Below are 23816 nucleotides of genomic sequence, written 5' to 3'. Positions count from 1 at the left end.
TCATGAAGCGGAGGAAGTCGGCGGCGATGCTGGTCGCGGTGCTGACCGCCGCCGGATGCGCGGCACAACAACAAGCCAGCCAGCAGAACGAGACAGGCCAGGGCGTCACCGACACCACGATCAGGATCGGCGGCGTGCTGACCAAGACCAGCGCCAGCGGCTACTCCACCAAGGACGCCGAGATCGGGGCGAAGGCCAGGTTCGAGCGGGCCAACGCCGAGGGCGGCGTGCACGGCAGGAAGATCGAGTTCCTCGGCGCCGAGGACGACGGCCAGGACGCCGCCAAGGGCGACGCGGCGGCCAAGAAGCTCGTACAGAAGGACCAGGTGTTCGCCCTCGTCCCCGTGCACGCCCCCAACTTCGGCGGCGCCGCGTTCCTGGAGCAGCAGGGCGTGCCGTGGTTCGGCTGGGCGACCGGGCCACAGTGGTGCGGCACGAAGACGGGCTTCGGCTACAACGGCTGCCTGGCGCCCAAGCAGGGGGCCGGGTCGCAGACGTGGTGGGGCAGGCAGATGGCCGACCTGCTGGGCGGCTCGGCGGGCAAGAGCGTCTACGTCCAGACCTCCGACTCCAGCGGCAGCAAGTACGGCGGCACGACCATCTCGCAGTCGTTCACCGCCGCCGGCTTCACGCTGGCGGGCGTGAACTCCGGCCTGCCGGCCGCCGCCCCGCCGCCCGACTGGCTGCCGTACGTCAACAAGATCATGACGTCGGACGACGGCGGCCCCCCTGACGTGGTCGTCTCCGTGATCGCCGGGACGAAGTTCAACGTCGGCCTGTACGCGGCCCTCAAGCGGGCGGGCTACCAGGGCGTGCTGACGGACGCCACCAGCTACGACGTCGCCATCCTGAAGGACCAGGCCAGCGCCCAGGCCCTGGACGGCGTGATCGCGGCCCCCATGTTCGAGCCCTTCGAGTCCACCGCCCCCGAGATCGCCAAACTCAAGCAGGACGTCGAGAAGGTCGCCCCCGGCACGCAGCTCACCCAGCACCTGGCGATCGGCTACTGGGCGGCCGACATCTTCCTCGACATGCTGAACAGGACCGGCAAGGACCTGACCAGGCAGAAGTTCCTGGCCACGGGCAACGGCTCGTACCTGTACGAGAACGCGGGCTTCGGCCGGATCGAGTACCCGAAGGACCATGACGAGCCGAACGGCTGCGGTGCCCTGGTCAAGCTGGAGGGCGGCGCCTTCCAGGTGGCCAAGAGCATGAAGTGCTTCGACAACGTGCCGCTCAAATGATCCTGAACTACGTGCTCAGCGGCCTGGTCACCGGCGCCGTCTTCGCGATCATGGGCTCGGGCCTGACGCTCTCGTACGCCGCCACGGGCGTGTTCAACTTCGCCCACGGCGCCATCGGGTTCCTGACGGCCCTGCTGTTCTACCAGCTCAACCAGGCCGGACTGCCCGCGTGGCTGTCGGCGCTGCTGGCGGTGGCGCTCTTCGCGCCCGCGCTGGGCTACGTGCTGCACAAGGCCATGTTCAGGGGGCTCGCGCAGGCGGGGGAGACGGCGCAGATCGTGGCCACGATCGGCCTGACGATCGCGCTGCCCGCCCTCGGCCTGCTGGTCGTGGACCTGGCGGGGCTACCTGCGGCGGACGCGACCGCGTTGCCGCGCGGCGTCGGGCCGCATCCGGCGCGGGCGTTCGACGTGCTCGGCGTGCGGCTGGACAGCGACCAGCTCATCACGTTCTGCTTCTCGGCGGTCGCGGCGGCCGGGTTGTGGGCGTTCATCCGGCACACCCCGTACGGCCTGCGGATGCGCGCCTCCGTGGACCGGCGGCGGCTGGCCACGCTGCGCGGCATCGACGTGGACGCCACCTCGGCGCTGGCCTGGATGCTCGGCTCGGGGCTCGCCGGGCTGGCGGGGGTGCTGGCGGTGTCGGTGCTGGGGCTGGACGCGACCGCGTACACGGTGCTGCTGTTCGCCTCGGCGACGGCGGCGGTGTTCGGGCGGCTGCGCTCGATCCCGTGGACGTTCGCGGCCGGGCTGGCGCTCGGCGTCGTGCAGAACCTGGTCGCCGGCTACACCGACTTCCTCGAAGAGGTGACGGGGCTGCGCACGGCGGTGCCGGTGATCCTGCTGTTCGCCGGGCTGGTGCTGCTGAACAGGTCGCGTGATCGGGTGGCGGGCAGCGCCGCGGAGGACGTGCCGCCGCCGGACCATCTGGCCGGGCTGCCGCCGTGGCGGCGCAGGCTGCCGTGGGCGATCGGGGTGGCGGCGCTGGTGGTGTTCGCGTTCACCGGGCCGGAGTACTACGTGGGCGTCGCGGCGCAGGGCCTCGTGCTGGCGCTGATCTTCTGCTCGTTCGTGGTGGTGACGGGGATCGGCGGCATGGTGAACCTGGCGCAGGCCGCCTTCGCCGCCATGGCGGCGCTGACCTGCGGGTGGGCGTTCGCGTCCGGGCTGCCGTTCTTCGTGGCGATCATGCTGGGCGTGCTGGCCGCCGCCGCGGTGGGGATGCTGGTGGCGCTGCCCGCGCTGCGGCTGGGCGGGCGAGTGCTGACGCTGGCCACGCTCGCGCTGGCGCTGCTCGCCGACCAGGTGCTGTTCCAGGTGGACGCGTTCAGCAACGGAACGATCGGCTGGTCGATCCCCGCGCTGGGGTTCGGGTTCGCCGACACCTCCGACCCGCGGGTGCGGGTGGTGGTGCTGCTCCTGCTGATCGGCGCGGTGGCGCTGCTCGTGCGGAACCTGGAGCGGTCGGCTTCCGGACGGGCGATCCTGGCCGTGCGGTCGGCCCCGGCGGCGGCCACCACGTCCGGGCTGTCGGCGCCGCGGACGAAGATCACGCTGTTCGTGCTGGCGTCGGCCGTCGCCGGGCTCGGCGGCGTGCTGTTCGCGATCTCCAAGGGGTCGATCACGGCGACCGACCTGCCGGCGTTCGCCGGGTTCGTCTGGCTGGCCGTGGTGGTGCTGCAGGGCGTGCGGCGCATCGGCGGGGCGGTGCTGGGCGGGCTGATCGCCGTCGCCGTGCCCGAGGTGCTCTCCACCTGGGACGTGTCCGCGCACGTCGGCGCCATCCTGTTCGGCCTCGGCGGCATGATCCTGGCCAAGCATCCCGACGGGGTGCTCACCCAGGTCGCCGAGCTGCGCCACAGGCGGGCGGAGCCGCCCGCCGAGCAGGCGCCCGCCGGGCCGCGCGAGCCCGCGCTGTTCGCCCTGGAGGGCGTCTTCGCCGGGTACGACGACGTGACCGTGCTGCGCGGCGTGGACCTGCGGGTGCGTCCAGGCGAGGTCGTCGCGCTGCTCGGCGCGAACGGCGCGGGCAAGTCCACCACGTGCGCGGTGGCGGCCGGGGACCTGCCGGTGACCGGCGGCCGGATCCTGCTGGACGGCGAGGACGTCACCGCCTGGCCCGCCCACCGCAGGGCCCGCGCCGGCATCCTGCTCGCCCCGGAGGGCAGAGGCGTCTTCCCCGGCCTCACCGTCGAGGAGAACCTGCGCACCTGGCTGCCCGACCCCGAGCCCGTCTACGAGCGGCTGCCCCACCTGGCCGAGCGCCGTACCGTGCTCGCCGGCGCCCTGTCCGGCGGCGAGCAGCAGCTCCTCACGCTCGCCCCCGCGCTGGTGCGCCCGCCGCGCGTGCTGATCGCCGACGAGCCGTCGCTCGGGCTGGCGCCGATGGTGGTGCGGCAGGTCTTCGACGTCTTCGCCGAGCTGCGCGGACGCGGGGTCGCGCTGCTGCTCGTCGAGGAGAAGGCCACCGAGGCGCTGGCGATCGCCGACCGGGTGGCGTTCATGCGGCTGGGCCGCGTCACCTGGGCGGGGCCGCGCGCCGAGGTGGACGGCGAGCGGCTGACCGCCGCCTACCTGGGGGTGCGGTGAGCATGCTGGCGGTGGAGGGCGTGTCGGTGGCGTTCGGCGGGGTCAGGGCGCTGGACGGGGTGACGTTCGAGGTCGCGCGGGGCCTGGTGTGCGGCGTGATCGGGCCGAACGGGGCCGGCAAGACCACGCTCTTCGACGTGGTGTCGGGGCTGCGCAGGCCCGACGAGGGGACCGTCCGCCTCGACGGCCAGGACGTGACAGCGGTACCGGCGATCAAGCGGGCCAGGGCGGGGCTGCGCCGCACGTTCCAGCGCACCCAGGTCTTCGGCAGGCTCACCGTCGCCGCGAACGTGCTGGCCGCGCTCGACTGGCACGGCGGCGGGGGCGGGCTCGCCGCCGACCTGGCCGGCTGGCCGTCCAGGCGGCGGCTGGAACGGGAGCGGCAGGAGCGCGTGGCCGAGGTGCTGGAGCTGTGCGGGCTCACCGAGCTGCGCGACGCGTACGCCGCCGCGCTCCCCGTCGGCCGGCGCCGCCTCGTCGAGCTGGCCAGAGCCCTGGCCGACCGCCCCCGCCTGCTGCTGCTCGACGAGCCCACCTCGGGGCTCGACGCCGGGCAGACCGCCCGGCTGGGGGAGGTCGTCAGGGCCCTGGACACGACCGTGCTGCTGGTGGAGCACGACATGGGGTTCGTGATGGACGCCTGCGACCGGATCGTCGTGCTGGACCTCGGCAAGGTCGTCGCCACCGGCACGCCCGACGAGGTCCGCCAGGATCCCGTGGTGAGGGCCGCCTACCTGGGCTGACTACTGGGGCTGAGCGTGCCGCTCGGTGAACGACAGGATCCGCCGCCAGGAGTCCTGGCACGCCTCCGCCCACTCGCCGTAGGAGCGGTCGAAGAACGAGTGCGGCGCGCCCTCGTAGATGTGCGTCTCGTGCTCGGTGCCCACCCGGTCGAGCGCGGCCTCGTACGCGGCGAACTCCTCCGGCGAGGAGGCCTTGTCCGCCCCGGCCCGCAGCAGGAGCAGCGGCGCGCCCGGGCCCGACTCCGGCGCCTCGATGAAGCGCAGAGCGCCGTAGAAGCCGATGCCGCCCGACAGGCCGTTGCCGCCGGCGGCCAGCCACCAGGACAGGGCGCCGCCCATGCAGAAGCCGGTCGTGAAGACGGGGCCGCCGAGCGCCTCGGCGGCGGCCCGCGCGTCGGCCCGCGCGCCTTCGAGGGTGACCTGCTGGACGTGCGGCATGAAGTCGAAGTCGTCGTCGCGGGCGCTCAGCCCGGCGGTGCGGCCGAAGTAGTCGATCGCGATGGTGCGGAACCCCGCCTCGGCGAAGCGCTGGGTCAGGTCCCGGTAGAAGGGGTGCAGACCGCGCACGTCGGGCAGGATCACCATGTTGCGCCCGTTCGGCTCCGCGGGCTCGGCCCGGTAGGCGAGGAGCCGGTTGCCGTCGGCCGCGGTCAGCTCGATCTGCTCGTGTGAGGCCACCTCGCCCTGGACGGGCGGTGCGGGCGGCCTGCTGTCGGTGGAATGGCACATGGGAACCAGCATGCCCGTGGACGATCCCGGCTATCCACGTCAGAACGACTGGGCGGCGCGCAGCTCGCGTACCAGATGCTCGCGTACGCGGGCCACGGCGGGCCTGGCCTGCGCGCCGGAGCGGACCGCGAGGTAGCCGGTGTTGATCGGCGCCTCCTCCGGCTCGGCCAGCGTCACCAGCGTGCCCGCCGCCAGGTCGCGGCGGCACAGGTACGACGGCAGCACCGACACGCCCATCCCCGCCCGGACCGCGCTCAGCACGCCCCGCAGGTCGGGCATGACGACCTGGGCCGTCATCGACGGGCGGCGGCCGTAGACCGTGCGCCAGTAGCGGCGCACGATCGGCAGGTCCTCGGCGTAGGCGACCAGCGGCTGCGGCGGCGGCCCGGCAGCGGGGAGACGCTTCGCCGAGGGCCCCGCGCCGGGGGCGCCGACCAGCAGGAACTCCTCGTCGTACACCGGGTCGGCCCGCACCCCGCGCAGCCGGGGCCGGATCGTGGACAGCACCAGGTCCAGCCGCCCGGCCGCCAGGTCGTTCAGGAGGTCGTCGGACAGCCCCAGGCTGACGCGCAGCCGCAGCCCGTCACGGACGAGCGGGGCCAGCATCGGCATGACCACCTCGCTGAGGAACTCGGCGGGCCCGCCCAGGTGCACGGCCTCGTCGGAGGGCAGCTCCGAGGCGACCACCTCGTCCAGCGAGTCGAGGCCCGGCGCGACCCTGCGGGCCAGCTCGTCGGCGGCGGGCGTGGGCGCGACGCCGCGCGGCAGCCGGTCGAACAGCGGCCGGTCCAGCGCCGCCTCCAGCGTCTTGACCTGCGCGGTCACGGCGGGCTGCGACAGGCCGAGCGTCTGGGCGGCGGCGGTGATGGAGCCGGTCCTGTGCACGGCCAGGAAGGTGCGCAGCAGGTCCAGCGACAGCGATGACATATCACTATTCTGATGCCTCAGGGCATATTTCGTGATTTGGTGCTGATGGCTGGGCGGGGTCATCCTAAACGTATGACCAAGCGCGTACTCATAGCCCTGACCAGCCACGACGACCTCGGCGGCGTGGAGCGGACCGGATACTACGTGCCCGAGGCCGCCCACCCGTGGGAGATCTTCCACAAGGCCGGCTTCGACGTGGACGTCGCCAGCGTCCGGGGCGGCGAGCCGCCCCGCGACGGCTACGACCCGGGCGACCCCGCCCAGGCCGCCTTCGTCGCCTCGCCCGAGCAGCGCGACACCGCCCGCCTGGCCGACGTGGACGCCTCCCGCTACGACGCCGTCCTCTACGCCGGCGGCCACGGCACCATGTGGGACTTCCCCGACGACCCCGACGTGCAGCGCGTCGGGCGCGAGGTGTACGAGCGGGGCGGCGTCGTCGCGGCCGTCTGCCACGGCCCGTCGGCGCTGGTGAACCTGACCCTGTCCGACGGGTCGCACCTGGTGGCGGGCAAGCGGGTGGCGGCCTTCACCAACGCCGAGGAGGAGCTGCGCGGCGTCACGGGCGTCGTGCCCTTCCTGCTGGCGGACGCCCTGGTCGCGCGCGGCGCCACGCACGAGCCAGGCGACAACTGGCAGCCTCAGGTGGTGGTGGACGGCCGCCTGGCCACCGGCCAGAACCCGGCCAGCGCCGCCCCCCTCGCCGAGCAGGTCGTCGAGCTGCTCGCCGAACGGCGGGCCTGAGGCCGGTAATCGCCGCCGGATGGCGGTTGTGCGCCAGGGGTGCGGGATCTGACCATCGAGGAGTAGCACTGCCGTCCCCGTGGAAGGGAACCCCCATGGCCCACCCCAACCTCGATCCGGAGCTGCGCGCCGGGATCGAGCAGTTCCCGATGCCGCCCGGCGACATGTCCGCACTGTTCGCGGACCTGCCCGGGCAGCGGGCGCAGCTCAACGCGATGATGGCCGCCGCGCCCCCGCCCGACACGCGGATCTCCATCGAGAACCGCCACGTGCCGGGGCCCGAGGGCGAGCCCGACGTACGGGTGCGCGTCTATCAGCCGGAGGAGCGCGGGGAGAGCCGGGCGGCGCTGTACTGGATCCACGGCGGCGGCATGATCATGGGCCTGCCCGAGGGCGACGACGCCCAGATGATCGAGTACGTCGAGCGGCTCGGCGTGGTCGTCGTCTCCGTGGACTACCGGCTGGCCCCCGAGCACCCGCATCCCGCCCCCGTCGAGGACTGCTACGCCGGCCTCGTCTGGACGGCCAAGAACGCCGCCGAGCTGGGCATCGACCTGAGCAGGCTGGCCGTGGGCGGGGCCAGCGCGGGCGGCGGGCTCGCCGCCGCGACCGTGCTGCTGGCCAGGGACAGGGGCGGCCCCGAAGTGGCCTTCCAGCTCCTCGTCTGCCCGATGCTCGACGACCGCAACACCACGCCGTCCAGCGAGGAGTTCACCGACGCCGTGGTGTGGGACAGGCAGGCCAACCTCTTCGGCTGGGGGGCGCTGCTCGGTGACCGGATGGGCGCCGAGGACGTGTCGCCGTACGCGGCTCCGGCCCGGGCCACCGACCTGTCGGGGCTGCCGCCGGCGTTCGTGGACGTGGGGGAGCTGGAGGTGTTCAGGGACGAGTGCGCCGACTACGCGTTGCGGCTGGCGCGGGCCGGGGTGTCGACGGAGTTCCACCTGTACCCGGGGGCCTTCCACGGGTTCGACATGCTGGTGCCCACCGCGGCGTTGAGCGTCAGGGCGCGGCAGGCGCGCGAGGCGGCGCTCAAGAGGGCGTTCGGCCTTTAGGACAGCAGGCGGACCAGGGCCAGCGCCAGGTGGGCGCGCATCCGTCCCGGCTGGTCGCCCAGCGAGAAGCCCAGCGCGGACTCCGCGCGGGCGATCCGGGCGGCCAGGGAGCTGTGGTGCAGGTGGACGGCCTGGGCCGCGCCACGGATCGAGCCCGCCAGGCACAGGGCGCGCACCGCCAGCAGCGACTCCTCGCCCAGCCGGGACATCGCCCGCACGTCGGGCAGGCTCGCGATCGCCTGCTCGGGCAGGTCGGCGAACAGGGCCAGCGCGCCCAGATCCGACCAGCGCATCACCGGGTCATGCGGGCCGGTGAACCGCAGCGCCGTGCGGGCGCGGGCCCACGACTCGGCCGCCCGCGCGCCGGGCAACTCGGGCCCGATCCCGATCCTGGCCGCGTCCGGCAGCTCGGGCCCGATCCCGGCCCTGGCCGCGCCCGGCAGTTCGAGCCCGATCCCGGCCCTGGCCGCGCCCGGCAGTTCGAGCCCGATCCCGGCCCTGGCCGCGCCCGGCGGCTCGGGGTCGATCCCGGTCCCGGTTGGAGGCGCGTCGGGCAGCTCGGCGTTCAGGGTGGTGGCGACCAGGACGGCCTCCGTGTCGCCGATCGTGGCGGCCCGCACGTGGTGCCCCATCGCCCGCAGCCCCGAGGCGAGCCCCTGGCCGGGCAGCGCGATGGCCAGGGCCTGGAGCGGAGTGGCGGGGTCGAAGCCGAGCAGCCGCAGCGCGCGGGCGCGCTCGGCCTCGCCGGTCTCGGCCGACAGGGCCAGCTCGACCAGCGCAGGATCCCTGGCGGTGCGGGCGAGGGCGGCGGCGCGTTCGAGGGTGACCTCGGCCGCCGCCGCGTACCGTTCGAGCACGATCTCGTCGAGCCCGTGCGCGGGCCCCTCGCGTTCCATCCAGACGGCGCCGAGCCCCGAGCTCAGCTCCCGCACCGAGCCGGGGACGGGAGGGGTGTCGGCCGAGCCGTCGGCGCGGACGCGGGTGCGGCGGCCGGTGGCGGCGTCGAGCAGGCCGACAGGGCACTGCGTCAGCCGGGCGGTGGCGGTGAGCAGCACGGGCACACTGACGTGGTCGCGCACCAGCGAGTCGAAGTAGGCGATGACCCGGACCGCGCTCTCCGCGTCGGTGTCGAGGGTCGAGAGCCGCAGCAGCAGTCCCTGCACGACCTCCACACTAGCCTGGTCACGATACCAAGCGTGCGCTAGGTTGGTTCTTGTGGATCTCGACTACTCCACGGCGGAGCACGCCTTCCGCGCCGAGGTGCGCGACTGGCTGAGCAGGCACGCCCCGCCACCCCTGCCGTCCATGGACACCAGGGAAGGCTTCGCGGCGCACCGCGCCTGGGAGGCGGAGCTGGCCTCCGCGCGGCTGTCCGTCGTCTCCTGGCCCGAGGAGTACGGCGGGCGCGGCGCCTCCCTCATCGACTGGCTGATCTTCGAGGAGGAGTACTGGGCCGCCGGCTGCCCCGCCCGCGTCACCCAGAACGGGATCTTCCTCCTCGGCCCGTCCCTCCTCCGCAACGGCACCCCGGAACAGCGCGAGCACTGGCTGCCCCGGATGGCCAGGGGCGACGACGTGTGGGCGCAGGCCTGGTCGGAGCCCGAGGCGGGCAGCGACCTGGCCGCCCTGACCTCCCGCGCCGAGCCCTGCCCAGGCGGCTGGCGCCTGTACGGGCACAAGACGTGGAGCTCGCGGGCCGCCTTCGCCACCCACGGCTTCGGCCTCTTCCGCACCTCGGGGGCGCGGCACAAGGGGCTGACGTACTTCATGTTCCCCATGGACGACGTCGCCGTCCGCCCCATCGCCCAGCTCGACGGGCTGCCCGGCTTCGCCGAACTCCGCTTCGACGGCGTCTTCACACCCGAGTCCATGGTCCTCGGCGAGGTCGGCGAGGGCTGGCGCATCGCGATGGCCACCACCTCCTCCGAACGCGGCCTGACCCTGCGCAGCCCCGGACGCTTCCTGGCCACCGCCGACCGGCTCGTCGAGCTGGCCCGCGACGCCGACCCGGTGCTCGCCGACCGGGCCGCCCGATGCCGGGTGGAGGCGGAGGCGTACCAGCTGCACACGTTCGGGACGGCGCGCCGCATCATGGCGGGCGAGGAGATCGGGCCAGCCGCCAGCATGGGGAAGATCTTCTGGTCGGAGCTCGACCTGCGCATGCACGCGCTCGCCCTGGAACTGCTCGGGGACCGGGCGGAGAGCTGGCTCGACGGGTTCCTGTTCTCCCTGGCCGGGCCCATCTACGCGGGCACGAACGAGATCCAGCGGACCATCGTCGCCGAACGCGTCCTGGGGCTGCCGCGATGAACTTCGGCTTCAGCGAGGACCAGCTCGCGCTCGCCACCAACGTAAGGGACGTGCTGCGCACGCACTGCCCGCCCGGCTCGCTGCGCGCCGAGCGGCGGCCGGGATGGGAGCAGCTCGCCGCGCTCGGCTTCTTCGGGCTGCTGCTGCCCGAGCACGCCGACGGCCTCGGCCTCCGGCTGGCCGACGTGCTGCCCGCCCTGGAGGAGACCGGGCGCGCCTGCCTGCCAGGGCCGGTCGTGGAGACCGCCGTGGTCGCGCCGTACCTGCTGGCCGAGGTGCCCAAGCTGGCCTCCGGCGCGGTCAGCGTCGCCGTGCTGCCGCCAGGGCAGGCGTACGCGGCCGACGCCGACCTCGCCGACCTCCTCGTGGTCGTGCGGGACGGCCGGGCGCGGGTCGTCCAGCGTCCGGACGTACGGCTCACGCCCCGGCGCGGCGTGGACCCGTGCAGGCCGCTGTTCGAGGTGGGCTTCTCGCGGTCCGAACCCCTGCCCGGGCCCGTGGGTCCTGTGCTGGCGCGGGCCACGGTGGCCACCGCCGCGCAGCTCGTCGGGGTCGCCAGGGAGCTGCTGTCGGTCACCGTCGGGTACGCGCGTGTGCGCACCCAGTTCGGCGCGCCGATCGGGTCCTTCCAGGCCGTCAAGCACCAGCTCGCCGACGTGGCCGTGGCCGTGGAGTTCGCGGCGCCGCTGGTGTACCGGGCGGCGCTCACCGCCGAGACCTTCGGTTCGGACGGCTCCGCTACGGCCGGCTTCGCTTCGGGCGGCGCCGGGCGGGATGCGAGCGCCGCCAAGGCCGCCGCAGGCGAGGCCGCCGCCCTGGCCGCCAGGGCCGCGCTGCAGATCCACGGCGCGATCGGCTACACCGAGGAGCTGGACCTGCGGTTCTGGCTCGCCCGCGCCTGGTCGCTGTCCGCCGCGTACGGCACCACGGCCGCCCACCGCGAACACCTGCGCGACGCGATCGCCGGGAGGCGCCCGTGAAGTTCGGCGTCCCCCTCGGCCTGGTGCACCCCGACGCCTGGAAGGACGTGGCCGTCGCCGCCGACGAGCTGGGCTACGAGTCGGTGTGGCTGCCCGAGCACCTCGTCTTCGCCACCGACCTGTCCCTCGCCGTCTACCCGGGCACCTCCGACCCCGGCATCAAACCGCGGACGCCGCTGTTCGACGCGCCCGCCTACCTGTGCTGGCTGGCCGCCCTCACCACCCGCGTCCGGCTCGGCACCGCCGTCCAGCTCCTCGCGCTGCGCCACCCGTTCGTGTCGGCGCGCGCCTTCGCCACCCTGGACGTGGTCTCGTCCGGGCGGGCCATCTGCGGCGTCGGCGCCGGCTGGTACCGGGGGGAGTGGGACGCGGCCGGAGTGCCGTTCGCGACCAGGGGAGCGCGGCTGGACGAGGCGATCCTGGTGGTGCGGCGGCTCTGGAGCGAGCCCCTCGTCGCCCACTCCGGGCGCTTCTACGCCTTCCCCGAGGTCGCCTTCGAGCCCAAGCCGGTACAGCGGCGGCTGCCCGTGCTCGCCGGCGGTGAGTCGGCCGCCGCGCTGCGCAGGGCCGCCACGCTCTGCGACGGGTGGATCAGCATGCCGCACACCATCGAGTCGATCAAGCCTCAGCTCGCGCGGCTGGGGGCGGGGGTGCCGGTGACGGCGCACGCGTACGAGCTGGCTTCGCCCGGTGAGGTGCCGGAGTGGGCGGGGATCGGGGTGGAGCGGCTGATCGTCCGGCCCTGGACGCGGAGCAGGGACGCGGTTGCGCGGCTGGCCGCGTTCGCCGGCGAGTACGGCGTCACGAGCACACCCTCGACCTGACCGTCCTGCACCTGCGGGATGTCGTCGTCGTGGGTTTTGAGGTGGGCCTCGTGGTGGGCTTGGCCGTGGGCCTTGAGGTGGGCTTCTTCGTGGGGGTGGGGCGTGGCTCGTCCGTCTCGGGAGGAGCGGTGGTGGGGCGGACCATGGCCGTGTCGCCCTTGCCGCCGCCGCGCCGCGCCCTGAACGTCTCCACGTAGGTCGGCGGGGTGAACGTGCCGCGCTCGGCCTTCTTGCCGATCGCGGCCACCTGGCGCTTCATCGGCAGGTAGTACCACTCGTAGCCGTCGAGGTGGTCGTCGCAGTGGTCGTCGCGGACGCGGATTCGGGTGCGGGCCCGTACGCAGATCATGACGCGGTCCTCCTCGTCCATGATCAGAACGCTCGTCCCCAGACCGCCCTTGCGCGCGGCCCGGTAGGCGCGGCGGGGCGGCGCGTAGGGGATGCCGGTGGTCACCTTCGCGCCCACGGCGGGCACCGTGGACGTCACGGGGACGTAGTGCCAGGCATGGTCCGGCTCCCGGTCGTCGCAGCGCTGGTCCTCCTGCCTGACGCGGGTGGCCTGGCCGACGCAGATCTGGGCGTGGTCGACGGTGCTGGTGTCTCGCTGTGCCGCCGTCCGGGTGGGGGTCGTGTTGGGCGGTCGTTCCCCGGAGGCGGTGGCGGCGCATCCCGAGGCCATCAGGAAGGCCAGGCTGACGGAGGCCAGGTGGCGGACGGTCGGCGGCAAGGCACTCCCAGATCTGTCGGCATATCGCTGGACGGATCAACGACAGCCGCGGAGCGGGAGTTCCCGTTCGCCGATCATGCTCGGTGGCGGCCTCCGCCGACCAGGCGCTGCTCGTCCTCCCTGAGGGTCCTGCGGTGCCGGCGGCCCCTGAGCGGGAGGTCGGACGCGTACGCGGCGTGCTCCTCGGCGGCGGCCCGCCTGCGCCTTCCCCGGTAGGCGGCGATCTCGGGGGACTCCAGCAGGTCGCCGCCGCCTCGCCTGCCGAGCCGGCTGCGGGGCGGGTTGAAGGCGTCGAACGCGCTGGTCGCCGCCGGGATGAGGACGCGGTCGAACGAGCTGGTGTCCACCAGGCGCTGGAGCGGCCCCGTGTCCAGGACGACCTCCAGGGGGCTCGGCTCGTCGGGGAACGTGATGCGCTCCAGCGGGCCGGTCTGGTCGGTGAACGCGAAGCGGCTCGGGTCGAAGTCCGGCTCGTACGGCTCGTGGTCGAAGGCCGGGGTGAACGAACCGGGCCCGGTGGTGGTGCGGTTGTGGGGGGCCGCGTCGGTGGTGAGGTCGAACGGCCTGGTCTCCAGGGGCAGCTTGCGGTGCCGGGCGCCGCCGGAGCGGGCCGTGCCGTGACCCGCGAGCTCCCCGCCCGCAGCGTGACGCGCCGCACCCCGTCCGGTGGACCGGCGGTGCGCGTGCGCGGCGGCGTCCCCGCGGCCATGCGTGACAGCGGTCTCGCGACCGTGCGTGACAGCGGTCTCGCGACCGTGCGTGACAGCGGTCTCGCGGCCGTGCGAGGCGGCGGTCTCGCGCAGGTCCGTGGCGGCGGTCTCGCGGAGGTTGGTGACGGCTTCCGCGGCGCTGAGGGAGCGCAGGGCGGCGGACGTGGCCAGGCGGTCGGCGTTCTCCTGGAGCTCCACCGCGGTGGTCGCCGTGGCGGCGGCCGTCACGGGGGCGGGCCCGCGGCGACGGCGGCGGCCCTTGGCGCGGGACGGGCGGGCCGGCTTGGCGGGCGTGGCGGCGGCCGGGCTCATGCGCAGGCGGCGGGTCTTGGCCACGGCGAGCAGCGCGAGCGCGGCGACCAGCGCCGAGCCGATCAGCGTCGGGGAGTCGATGGCGGGCAGCGGCCCGGTGGCGGAGGCGTCGGTGTGCGACGGGAGCGGCTCGGCGGTGGCCGCCTCGGTGTCCGCGGTGGCGGGCTTGGCGTGCTTGCCCTTCTTGATCGCACCGGAAGCGGCGCCCTGCTGGGGGGAGGACTGGGTGGCGGACGGGTGCGGGGCGTTGGTGGCGCGGGGCGCCGTGGTGGCCGCCGGCTGCGGCGCGGAGGCCGTGTCGGAAGGCTTCTTGGCGGCGGTCCCGTCCGTGACCTGGCCCTGGGCCTCGGCCGGGGTGCGGCCCTCGACCTGCCCCTTGGACGGCGTCTGCTCCCTGGCAGGGTCCTGCGACTGGATCCGGCCGGAGAGGAAGGGGCTCTGGGCCGAGTGCCCGGCCTCCTGCGCCCGGGGGATCAGCGAGCTGAGCGCCTCCTCGGGGATCTGGAGCGTGCCATCCTTGGCCTGCTTCTTCGCGGCGGCCGCGTCCAGGCGCTCCTTGACGCGGTCGGGGTAGCCGTAGCCGACGACCTTGCTGGTGTCACGTTCCTTGCGCTTGGCGACGCCACCGTCGATGTTGCCCTCGATGGTGTGGATCGTGTTGCCCTCGACCTTCGTCACGATGCCGACGTGGTCGATGTTGTCGATGTCGTTGGAGCCGCTCCAGTCGTAGAAGACGAACGCGCCCGGCTTGGGCGTCTTGCCCCAGGCGCCCTGCTCCTTGAACCATTCCGCGTGCGCCACCGTCCACGCGAACTGCCCGATCCACTCCTCGTAGCCGAGCTTGTGCGCGGCCCATGAGAGGTACATGTCGCACCACGGCGCGGAGCTGTAGTCGGCGTCGAACTCGACGTTCTTGCCGTACCAGTCGCCGAACTTGGTGTAGGACCCGGATTTCTCCGAGTACCCGAGCTGGCTCTCGAGCAGTTCGATGTACTTCTGGATCTCTGGCGTCATGGAAGTATGGGGGCACCTTCCGGGCAAGATCGGGTTTGTCCACGCAGCACTGGGTAAGGGGAGGAACCCGGGACTGGTGTGACAAAACCGGAGGCCTGTCGTCTACCGTGCTGAGTGAGGTTATCAACCCGTAACCCCAGCTCACGCACGTCCCCAGGAGAAACCATGTCACTCCGGGGTTAGAAACCGCAGGTCAGAGATGCTGCCAGAAATGTCCGAGGCTAGGTGGTTTAACCCTAAAAGATCTACCTTAGGGTGAGGTCTTAGTACCCTGCTCCGGTCAGCAGGCCGCCGTCCACCGTCACCTCGCTGCCCGTGCAGTAGCTGGCCCGGTCCGAGGCCAGGAAGGCCACCACGTGCGACACTTCCACGGGCTTGGCGAAGCGCTTGATGACCATGGACTTCACGAACGCGTCCGCGTCCACCTCGGCCACGATGTCCGGGTCCAGGGCCATGGCGGTGTTGATCGCGCCGGGGTGCACCGAGTTCACCCTGATCTTGAACCTGGCCAGCTCCCGCGCCGCCGACTTGGTGATGCCGCGGATGCCGAACTTCGAGGCCGAGTACGCCGACAGGCCCTCCGCGCCGACGTACCCCTCGATGGAGGAGATGTTCACGATCGAGCCGCGCCCGGCGGCCTTCATCGGCTCGATGACGGACTTGACGCCCAGCCAGGTGCCCTTGAGGTTCACGTCGATCACCCGGTCGAAGTCCTCAAGCGACATCTCACTGATGCGACGAAATTTCAGGATTCCGGCGTTGTTGACCAGCACGTCCAGCTTGCCGTAGACCTCCACAGCCGTCCCCACGGCCCGCTCCCACTCCCCGGGGCTCGTCACGTCGTGCCGCAGATACACGGCACCGGTCTCCTCCGCCAGCGCCTTGCCCTCCTCGTCCAGCACGTCCCCGAACACCACCCGCGCGCCCTCCTCCAGGAACAGTCGCACGTGCGCCGCCCCCATGCCCCGCGCCCCGCCGGTGATCAGCGCCACCTTGCCGTCAAGCAACCCCATGCCGTCCTCCTGCCGCGACGGCCACGGCGGCCGCCTCCATGGTGCGGTAGACGGGAATGCCCGCCGCCGCCGCGATCCGACCGACCTCGTCCTCGACACCCGCGGGGGCGCACTCGCCGTTCCTGGTCACCAGCGTGATCCGCACGCCCGGGCTTGCGGCCTGGGCCGCTGCCAGGGCGCGCGTGCAGGCGTACAGGGGTTCGGGGGCGGTGCCGTAGGTGAAGAAGGCCTGCACGTTCACGTGCGCCACCACGTCCCTGTACGGGCCCGCGAGCGCGTCGATCACGTCGGCCACCAGCTCGGCCCTGCCCAGCGGGCCCACGGGCACCTCCAGGGGGTTGCCCGTCGCCACCACCCCGAGCCGGCGCAGCGCGTCCAGCCGGTCGTCCGGCAGCGGGTCCAGCGGGACGCCGGCGCGGTCGAACGCGTCCGCGGCCAGCACGCTCGCACCCCCGCTCGGCCCCACCACCAGCACCCGCTCCTCCCCCGAAGCGCGGGCGCCGTGGGCCTGGAAGTAGGCCAGCACCCCGATCAGCTCGTCCTGCCCCGACACCAGCGTCGCCCCGGTCTGCTCGGCCACCGCCTCCCAGATGCGCCGATCGCTCACCAGACCGCCCGTGTGCGAGGCCGCCGCCCGCTGCCCCTGCCCGCTGCGCCCGCCGACGAGCAGCACCACGGGCTTGCCCGCCGCCCGCAGCGCCTCGTACAGCTCGCGCCCGTCCCTGGGGTCCTCCAGGTACAGCCCGACCGCCCGCGTCCGGTCGTCCAGGGCCAGCCAGCGCAGCAGCTCGGCGGGTGTGACGTCGGCGGCGTTCCCGACGGTGACGACCCGGCTGAACGCCAGCCCCCGCCGCTCCCCGACCTTGATCACCTCACCGGCCAGCCCGCCGCTCTGCGAGATCAGCGCGACCGTCCCGGCAGGCCCCAGCCCGCCGCCCACGAACGTCTGCCGCCCCGCCGGGCAGTACACGCCCATGCAGTTGGGCCCGAGCAACCGCGTCCCCGCCGCGCGGGCCGCCGCGACCAGCTCCTCCTCCAGGTCCTGCCGCCCCGCCTCGCCGAACCCGCCGCTCATCACCTGCGTGAACGGCACCCCGCGCGCCTGCCGCACGACCTCGGCGCAGCGTTCCGCGGGCACGGCGACCAGGGCGTAGTCCACGTCGGCGTGCGCCAGCGAGGGCACCGCGGGCACCCCGCCCACCTCGGACGCGGTGGGGTGCACGGCCACCAGCGGCACGCCCGCGTCGCGGTAGAAGCCGAGGAACATGTTCCCGAAGTTCGGCCGGGACGTGGACGCCCCGACGACGGCCACGGCCTTGGGCTCGAACAGCGGCAGGAACCCGCCCACACGAGCCGTCGCCTCGGGCTGCGCGGCCTCGCCCGGAAGGTAGCGGGCGTCCACCGCGATCGTCCCGGAAGGCCCCGCGATGACCGGGTTCAGCTCGAACTCACCCAGCTCCAGCCGCTCCCACAACCCCCCCGCCCCGCCCACCGCCATGACCACCTTGACCAGAGCGTCCATGTCCACAGGAGGTCCGCCCCGCCAGCCGTCCAGCAGCGCGGCCCCGCGCAGGGACGCCAGCGCCCGCCGCACGTCCGTCTCCGTGACCGGGCAGAGCCGCAGCGCCGTGTCCCGCAGCGCCTCCGCCCACACCCCGCCCAGCCCCACGAGCAGCACCGCCCCGAACGCCGGATCCCGCACCAGCCCCACGATCAGCTCGACCCCGGCCGCGGCCTGCTCCTCCACGAGGAATCCGGCGGGTTTCAGCCGCTCCCGCATCGAGGCCGCCGCGGCCCCCAGCTCCTCGTACGCCAGCCCGAGCACCACGCCCCCGGACTCGGACTTGTGCGTCAGCCCAGGCCCGAACGCCTTCAGCACCAGCGGCCCGGCCAGCTCCCGAGCCGCACGGAAGTCGTCCCCGAGCACCACGACCCCGCGCGGCACCGGCACCCCCGCCTCCGCGAGCAGCGCCTTGACCTCGTGCTCGTACGGCCCCGCGGTCACGGCATCAGCTCGCGGATCTTCCTGCGCAGCAGCTTGCCCGGCCCGCCGGAGGCGTCCTCGGAGTGCGGCAGCTCGCCGACGACCACGATGTGGTCGGGACGCTGGTGCGCGGGCAGCAGGTCGGCCAGGGCGAGGGCGAGCTTGGCGGCGTCCAGCGACTGTCCGGCCCGGGGGACCACGGCCAGCAGCACCTGCTGCTCGGCCGCCCCCTCCGGCACGCCGACGGCGCCCGCCTCGGCGACCCCGTCCAGCGCGGAGGCGGCCTCCTCGATGACGGACGGCTGGGTCCAGATCCCGCTTTTGAGAATGGAGTCCTCGCGCCGTCCGAGCACCCGCAGCACGCCGTCGGGGGAGATGGCGCCGAGGTCGCCGCCGACGTACCACTCGCCGCGCAGCACCTCCGCCGTCCTGTCGGGCAGCCCGTCGTATCCGGTCATGCGGTGCGGCCCCGCCAGGTTGATCTCGCCGACGGCGTCCGTGACGGGGGCGCCCTGCGGGTCGGTGATGCGGACCGCGTTGCCCGTGCGGGCGCGTCCGGAGGAGCCGAGCGGGGTGGAGCCGTCGTCCACGCGGCCCATGCACGTGTACGGGGCCTCGGTCTGCCCGTAGTAGGAGTACACGCCGGCCTGCGGCAGCCTGGCCTTGATCCGGTCGAGCATGGTGGCGGTCAGCGGCTCGCCGCCCAGCATGATCACCTGGATGGACGACAGGTCCACGCCCTCGTGGTCGGACGAGGCCAGCAGCGCCGAGTAGAACGAGGGGATCTGCGACAGGTGCGTGACCCGTTCGCGTGGCACGACCCGCAGGAAGTTCGCCGGTCCCCAGTCCTGCTCCAGCACCAGCCGCATCCCGGCGTAGAGCGCGGGCCCGGCGATGGCGGGGAAGCCGATGCCCCAGATGATCGCGCCCGTGCCGAACACCGAGTCGGGCCCGCGCGGCACGTCCAGCCAGATCTGCGCCGTGGCCAGCGACGAGGCGTGCGTGTGCACGACGGCCTTGGGCAGCCCGGTCGTCCCGGAGGTGAAGTACAGCGCGAGCGGGTCGTCGTGGAAGCCGCCCAGCGGCGGCTCCTCCTCCGAGGACCCCTCCAGGTCCCGCACGTGGATCCAGGCGGTCACCTCCGGCAGGGACGGCCTGATCTGCTCGACCACCGACTCCACCGTCGCGTCGTACACGAACGCCGTGCACCGCGCCGCCGCCACCACGTCGCGCAGCGTCTCCACCGGCCAGTACGGGTTCAGCGCCGCCGTGACCGCCCCGATCTTGGCTTGCGCCAGGTACACCTCGGCGACCCGTAACGTCTCGTTCAGCAGCGCCGCCACCCGCGTGCCCGGGTTGACCCCGGCGGCGAGCAGGGCGTGGGCGCGGCGGTTGACGTTCCTGTTGAGCTGGTCGTAGGTGAAGCTCTGCTCGCCGCAGTAGGTCAGCGCCACCCGGTCGGGCGTACGCAGCGCGCCGGCGGTCAGGATCGCGTGGCCGTAGTTGCCGTAGGGTGATCGGGCCATGGGGGTGCCTCCCTAATGAGCGGGCCGGGGCAGGTCAGAGGGGCGAATAGAGCACGAAAACGTTGCCCGAGGGATCGCGCAGCACGGCCCGCGTCTCGTGCGGCCCCGTCTCGGGCTCCCGCACCACCTCGCCGCCGCGCGCCGTCAGCTCGCGCACGGCCGCGGGCACGTCGTCCACCTTGTACGACGGCGCGGCCGACCCGGTGACCTGCTCGGCAGGGCCCGCCAGCGCCACGGTGACCCCGCCGCCGTCGAGCGCGGCGAACCGGTCGCCGTCGCGGAACTTCACCGGCAGCCCGTAGAAGGCGATCGCCTCATCCAGGTCGGCGACGGGGATCAGCACGTTGCCCAGCTTCACGCGGGCCTCCAATGGGGCAGGTCGTCTCGGAACGTCACGCGTACCGGCAGGCCGACGCGCACCTGCCCGGGCGGGCACCCCACCACGTGCCCGAACGCCCGCACCCCCTCCGGCAGGTCCACCCAGGCCATCACGTACGGCTCGCGCCCCTGGTAGCCCGGGGCGAACGAGCGGTGCACGACCGTGTAGGTGTGCACGACGCCGTCGCCGGAGGCGGGGTCGTAGGCGAACCCCCGGCCGCCGCACCAGGGGCAGGCGGGCTCGGGGAGGTGGATGCGGCGGTCGCAGGCCGTACAGCGCTGGATGACCAGCTCGCCGCGCCGGCAGGCGGCCCAGTAGGGGGAGGTGTCACCGCTCATCGGTGCCAAGCTAGCGCACGCTTGGTTACCCGACAAGGCCCGCTCCGCCGCCGCTCACTCCGCCTCGGACGGCTCCGGGGCGGCGGGCACGACCGGCGTCGCCGAAGGCTGCGGCCAGGGGCGCGGCGGGATGCCGGACGGGTCGTCGGGGAGCACGCCGGAGGGCCGCGCGATCGAGGCGCCGGACGGTTGCCCGGCGGGCGCGTTCGAGAGGAGCTGCGCGGCGGAGGTGCGGGAAGGCTGTGCGGGGGAGGTGCCGGAGAGCTGCGCGGCGGAACTGGCGGGAGGCTGCGTGGCAGAGGTGCCGGAAAGCCGCGCGGCAGAAGGGCCGGGAGGCTGCGCGATCGAGGGGCCGGAAGGCCGCACGGCGGGGACGTCCGAGAGCCGGGTGGGCGGGGCGTCGGTGGGCTGTGCGGCGGGGGCGTTGGAGGGCGGGTCGGGAGGTCGCGCGACCGGGCTTTCCGAGGCGGGCGGCGGTGCGACGGGGGCGTCCGACGGCGGCGGGGTGGGGGTGCCGGTGGCCGAGGCGGTGGGTTGCGGGGTCGGGGTGGCGGAGCGGGTCGGCGGGGGAGTGGGGCAGGCGGGGCCGTTCAGCGCCGCCTCGCTCACCTGCGGCCCGTTCGCCGCCGCAGGCTCCGTCATCACCAGGAGCCCGGCGTACACCCGCTCACCGCACGCCGGCCGCCCCGGCGCGTACGACACGGCGCTGTTGTACGAGGTGCTCCCGCGCAGCGTGCGCGTCTCCTCCCGGACTGTCCTGGCGGCCCCGCCGTCCCCGTCCCGCAGTGTGTACGAGATCAGCAGCCGCACCGGCCCCGTGCCGTCCGTGGAGACGGCGATCGAGCCCGTGGCGCCGTTCCAGCCGACGATGCCGGCCGACCGCACGGTGGGGAGCGACACGGAGGTGCCGCCCTGCGGGGTGGGTAACGGAGGCGGGACGGTGCCGGGCGGAGGGGTGGTGGCGCGGGCGGTCGGGGCGGTGGCGCGGGCCGTCGGGGTGGCGGTCCGGGAGGACGCGGTCTGCGGCTCTGTCTGCGCCTCCGTCTGTGCCTCGGTCTGGGCCTGGGGAGGCGGCATGAGGATCGTGCCGGGCCCCGAGGGGAACTGGCCGCCGGACAGCAGGATCGCGATCAGCGCCGCCACCACGGTCGCCCCCGCCACCCAGAGCTGCGGCGGCAGCCGGGGCACCCGCTCCCGCAGGCCCGCCGTGACGGAGGGGCGGCTGTCGGTCCTGGCCAGCGGGAAGCGCAGGGCCAGCAGGGTGGCCTGTTCCGCCAAGTGGCGGCGGCCGCGCTGCTCCCAGTCCGGGCCGTACGCCGCGACCGCGTCCTCCTCCAGCTCGGCCGCGAACTGCCTGGCGGAGGCGTACCTCTCGGCCGGGTCCTTGGCCAGGCCGCGCCTGAGCAGGTCGCGCAGCGCGTCGGGCGCGACCTCCAGCGGTATCGGCTCATCCACGTGCTTGGCACGCAACGCGGGCACGTCGGACACATCGGGCGCGCCGTTGCGGGCGTCGTGGGCGTCGTGGGCGTCGTGGGCCGGGTCGGGTGTGCCGTGCCCGCCGTTCCCGGGGGCGCTCTCCTGGCGCGCCACGTACGGCGGCCGTCCCCTGACCGCCTCGAACAGCACGCACGCCGCCGCGTACAGATCGGCCGGCGGCCCGTCCCTGCCCTGCGTCCACAGCTCGGGCGCCATGTACGGCGGAGTCCCCGCGGGCACGCCCGGCTCCTCCACGTGCACGACGACGCCGAAGTCGCCCAGCTTGGCGGTGCCGTCGGCCTGCACCAGGATGTTGCCCGGGGTGACGTCCCGGTGCGGCACGCCGCGCTCGTGGGCGGCGGCCAGGGCCCGCAGCGTGCTCTTGAGCACGGCCAGCGCCGCCTCGGGGGTGACGTGGCCGTGCTCGGTCAGCAGCGTGCGCAGCGACACGCCGTCCACCAGCTCCATGACGACGGCGGCCCTGGTGGGCGTCTCGACGTACTCGTAGAGCCGCACCACGGAGGGGTCGTCGATCTCGACGAGGTGCGGGGTGTCCGACCGGAAGCGGTCCATGAACTCGGCGTCCCTGCGCAGGGTGGCGTTGAGGTACTTGATGGCCACGTACGCGCCGGTCGACTGGTAGGTGGCGAGGAACACACGGCCGGTGCGGCCGGCGCCGAGCTGGCGCACTTCACGGTAACCAGGGACCAAGTCGTACCCCCATCAGGCAGCCGTCATGGATTCGACGGTCTCACCCGGGGTTCCGGTTGTCACGAGCCGGGAGATTTCGTCCGGTGTTATGCTGATCCAGATTCCCAAGCAAGCGCTCGGCTAAGAAGCGTGGAGGTCGCCGGTGGAGCGCGTGGCGGTGCTGGTCATGGAGATGCAGCGGGGCGTAGTCGGCGATCTGACGAAATTTCCGGACCTGGTGGAGGCGTGCGCGCGGCACGACGTCCCCGCCAACGCCGCCCGCCTCCTCCAGGCGGCCCGGCAGGCCGGGTTGCCGGTGATCCACTGCACGGCCGCGTTCCGGCCCGACCGCGCAGGCTCCCACACCGGCAACTGCCCGTTCATCGTCTCCCTGCTCAAGGACCCGCAGCACATGCTGGAAGGCACGCCCGCCACCGAGGTGCTGCCCGAGCTGTACGCGGACACCGACCTGGAGAGCCGCCGCCACCACGGGTTCTCGCCGTTCACCGGCACCGCGCTCGACATGACGCTGCGCTCGCTGGGCGTCACGTCCGTCGTCGCGCTCGGCGTCTCGCTCAACCTCGGCATCCCCGGCCTGGCGCTCGAAGCGGTGAACCTCGGCTACCGGGTGACCGTCGTCACGGACGCGGTCGCGGGCATCCCCGAGGAGTACGCACGGGCCGTCATGAAACACACGATCAGCCTGCTCGCCACCCGCGCCACCACCGCCGACCTGGTCGAGGCCTGGAAATCATGATGGACGGGCTGCGCCTGGACGGGCGCGCGGCGGTGGTCACCGGGGGAGCGGGCGCCATCGGCACGGCCATCGCCGCCGACCTGGCCGCGCTCGGCGCCGAGGTCGTGATCGCCGACGTGGCCCTGACGAACGCGTCCAAGCAGGACGCTGACCTGACGAACGCGCGGAAGCGGGCCGTACACCTGGACCTGGCCTCGCCGCAGTCCGTGGAGGAGTTCGCGGGCGCGGTCGGCGAGGTGGACATCCTGGTGCACAACGCCGGGGTCGCGATCGTGGAGCCGTTCACCGAGAGCGACCCCGCAGGTTGGGACCTCATGTGGCAGGTCAACCTGCGCGGGCCGATGCTGCTCACCAAGCTGCTCCTGCCCGGCATGATGGCCAGGGGCTGGGGGCGGCTGGTGTTCGTCTCCTCCGACGGGGCCAGGGCCGGGTCAGGCGGCGAGGGCGCGTACGCGGCCACCAAGGCGGGGCTGTTCGGCCTGGCCAAGACGCTCGCCCGCGAGGCCGCCAGGGCGCACGTCACCGCCAACGTCGTCTGCCCAGGACCCACCGACACCCCGATGCTCCGCCGGGTGTCCGAGGCGGAGCCGGGGCTGGTGGACCGGATCGCGCGGGCCATCCCGCTGCGCCGCCTCGGAACGCCCGCCGACGTGGCCGGGCTGGTCGCCTACCTCTGTACGGAACGCGCCGCGTACATCACCGGACAGACCTTGTCGGTGAGCGGCGGCGTGACCATGCACTGAACGGCC

The 23816-nt window shown here is 73.7% G+C and carries 21 protein-coding genes; 10 read left to right on the top strand and 11 right to left on the bottom strand.

Annotation, left to right across the window (positions count from 1 at the left end; all coding sequences use genetic code 11):
• Positions 1-2: 2 nt before the first annotated feature.
• The 3 genes from ABD331_RS28210 to ABD331_RS28200 are packed head-to-tail and all read left to right on the top strand — an operon-like array spanning position 3 to position 4575.
• Positions 3-1244, top strand: coding sequence for an ABC transporter substrate-binding protein (locus ABD331_RS28210; protein ID WP_344480799.1), 1242 nt, complete (start codon positions 3-5; stop codon positions 1242-1244).
• Positions 1241-3832 (top strand): ABC transporter permease subunit, encoded by a 2592-nt coding sequence (locus ABD331_RS28205; protein ID WP_344480796.1) that lies wholly within the window; start codon positions 1241-1243, stop codon positions 3830-3832. Before ABD331_RS28210 ends, ABD331_RS28205 begins: the two co-directional genes overlap by 4 nt.
• A gap of 2 nt (positions 3833-3834) precedes the next feature.
• Complete coding sequence (locus tag ABD331_RS28200; RefSeq protein ID WP_344480794.1) at positions 3835-4575, top strand: ABC transporter ATP-binding protein; 741 nt, start codon at positions 3835-3837, stop codon at positions 4573-4575.
• Here ABD331_RS28200 and ABD331_RS28195 read toward each other — a convergent pair whose 3' ends face one another.
• Together ABD331_RS28195 and ABD331_RS28190 are read right to left on the bottom strand one after the other, a co-directional pair.
• Entirely contained in the window at positions 4576-5304 is a 729-nt protein-coding gene (locus tag ABD331_RS28195; RefSeq protein WP_344480792.1) for a dienelactone hydrolase family protein, read from the bottom strand.
• Between the two features lie 39 nt (positions 5305-5343).
• Positions 5344-6231, bottom strand: coding sequence for a LysR family transcriptional regulator (locus ABD331_RS28190; RefSeq protein WP_344480789.1), 888 nt, complete (start codon positions 6229-6231; stop codon positions 5344-5346).
• 72 nt (positions 6232-6303) lie between these two features.
• On the opposite strand from ABD331_RS28190, the gene ABD331_RS28185 reads away from it, so the two are divergent.
• Positions 6304-6972 carry a type 1 glutamine amidotransferase domain-containing protein gene (locus ABD331_RS28185; RefSeq protein ID WP_344480787.1) on the top strand — a complete coding sequence of 223 codons (669 nt, stop codon included), beginning with the start codon at positions 6304-6306 and terminating at the stop codon, positions 6970-6972.
• Between the two features lie 95 nt (positions 6973-7067).
• A complete protein-coding gene (locus ABD331_RS28180) occupies positions 7068-8027 on the top strand; it encodes an alpha/beta hydrolase (protein ID WP_344480785.1) in 960 nt (319 codons plus the stop codon).
• Here ABD331_RS28180 and ABD331_RS28175 read toward each other — a convergent pair.
• A complete protein-coding gene (locus ABD331_RS28175) occupies positions 8024-9190 on the bottom strand; it encodes a helix-turn-helix domain-containing protein (protein WP_344480782.1) in 1167 nt (388 codons plus the stop codon). The two genes, ABD331_RS28180 and ABD331_RS28175, sit on opposite strands and share 4 nt — an antisense overlap.
• A gap of 52 nt (positions 9191-9242) precedes the next feature.
• Here ABD331_RS28175 and ABD331_RS28170 point away from each other — a divergent pair, with 52 nt between their 5' ends.
• Genes ABD331_RS28170 through ABD331_RS28160 form a run of 3 tightly spaced genes read left to right on the top strand, consistent with a single transcriptional unit; the run spans position 9243 to position 12141 of the window.
• Positions 9243-10337, top strand: a complete 1095-nt coding sequence (locus ABD331_RS28170; RefSeq protein ID WP_344480780.1) for an acyl-CoA dehydrogenase family protein — start codon at positions 9243-9245, stop codon at positions 10335-10337.
• Positions 10334-11317 (top strand): acyl-CoA dehydrogenase family protein, encoded by a 984-nt coding sequence (locus tag ABD331_RS28165; RefSeq protein WP_344480779.1) that lies wholly within the window; start codon positions 10334-10336, stop codon positions 11315-11317. Before ABD331_RS28170 ends, ABD331_RS28165 begins: the two co-directional genes overlap by 4 nt.
• A complete protein-coding gene (locus tag ABD331_RS28160) occupies positions 11314-12141 on the top strand; it encodes a TIGR03619 family F420-dependent LLM class oxidoreductase (RefSeq protein ID WP_344480778.1) in 828 nt (275 codons plus the stop codon). Before ABD331_RS28165 ends, ABD331_RS28160 begins: the two co-directional genes overlap by 4 nt.
• Here ABD331_RS28160 and ABD331_RS28155 read toward each other — a convergent pair.
• The 8 genes from ABD331_RS28155 to ABD331_RS28120 form a co-directional block, all read right to left on the bottom strand.
• Positions 12119-12868: a hypothetical protein gene (locus ABD331_RS28155; protein WP_344480776.1), complete on the bottom strand. Its 750-nt coding sequence runs from the start codon at positions 12866-12868 to the stop codon at positions 12119-12121. The genes ABD331_RS28160 and ABD331_RS28155 overlap by 23 nt on opposite strands.
• Before the next feature lie 74 nt (positions 12869-12942).
• The gene (locus ABD331_RS28150; protein ID WP_344480773.1) at positions 12943-14904 is read right to left on the bottom strand and encodes a CHAP domain-containing protein; all 1962 of its coding nucleotides are present in this window, start codon (positions 14902-14904) and stop codon (positions 12943-12945) included.
• A 263-nt stretch (positions 14905-15167) separates the two neighbouring features.
• Positions 15168-15917: a glucose 1-dehydrogenase gene (locus ABD331_RS28145; protein WP_344480771.1), complete on the bottom strand. Its 750-nt coding sequence runs from the start codon at positions 15915-15917 to the stop codon at positions 15168-15170.
• Positions 15904-17922, bottom strand: coding sequence for an acetate--CoA ligase family protein (locus tag ABD331_RS28140; RefSeq protein WP_344480769.1), 2019 nt, complete (start codon positions 17920-17922; stop codon positions 15904-15906). Before ABD331_RS28140 ends, ABD331_RS28145 begins: the two co-directional genes overlap by 14 nt.
• On the bottom strand, positions 17919-19427 hold the full coding sequence (locus ABD331_RS28135; protein WP_344480766.1) for a class I adenylate-forming enzyme family protein: 1509 nt from the start codon (positions 19425-19427) through the stop codon (positions 17919-17921). The genes ABD331_RS28140 and ABD331_RS28135 overlap by 4 nt, the downstream gene beginning before the upstream one ends.
• A gap of 34 nt (positions 19428-19461) precedes the next feature.
• Entirely contained in the window at positions 19462-19785 is a 324-nt protein-coding gene (locus ABD331_RS28130) for a VOC family protein (protein WP_425566059.1), read from the bottom strand.
• Positions 19782-20144: a Zn-ribbon domain-containing OB-fold protein gene (locus tag ABD331_RS28125; RefSeq protein WP_344480763.1), complete on the bottom strand. Its 363-nt coding sequence runs from the start codon at positions 20142-20144 to the stop codon at positions 19782-19784. Before ABD331_RS28125 ends, ABD331_RS28130 begins: the two co-directional genes overlap by 4 nt.
• Positions 20145-20198: 54 nt before the next feature.
• Positions 20199-22310 (bottom strand): protein kinase domain-containing protein, encoded by a 2112-nt coding sequence (locus tag ABD331_RS28120; RefSeq protein WP_344480760.1) that lies wholly within the window; start codon positions 22308-22310, stop codon positions 20199-20201.
• Positions 22311-22473: 163 nt separating this feature from the next.
• Here ABD331_RS28120 and ABD331_RS28115 point away from each other — a divergent pair, with 163 nt between their 5' ends.
• Both ABD331_RS28115 and ABD331_RS28110 read left to right on the top strand, forming a co-directional pair.
• On the top strand, positions 22474-23067 hold the full coding sequence (locus tag ABD331_RS28115) for a cysteine hydrolase family protein (RefSeq protein ID WP_344480757.1): 594 nt from the start codon (positions 22474-22476) through the stop codon (positions 23065-23067).
• Entirely contained in the window at positions 23067-23810 is a 744-nt protein-coding gene (locus tag ABD331_RS28110) for an SDR family NAD(P)-dependent oxidoreductase (protein WP_344480958.1), read from the top strand. Before ABD331_RS28115 ends, ABD331_RS28110 begins: the two co-directional genes overlap by 1 nt.
• Positions 23811-23816: the final 6 nt, after the last annotated feature.

It is taken from the genome of Nonomuraea monospora, from assembly GCF_039531895.1.
Lineage (GTDB): Bacteria > Actinomycetota > Actinomycetes > Streptosporangiales > Streptosporangiaceae > Nonomuraea > Nonomuraea monospora.
The sequence above is the reverse complement of the archived record's forward strand: the minus strand, read 5'-3'. Positions and strand labels throughout refer to the sequence as shown.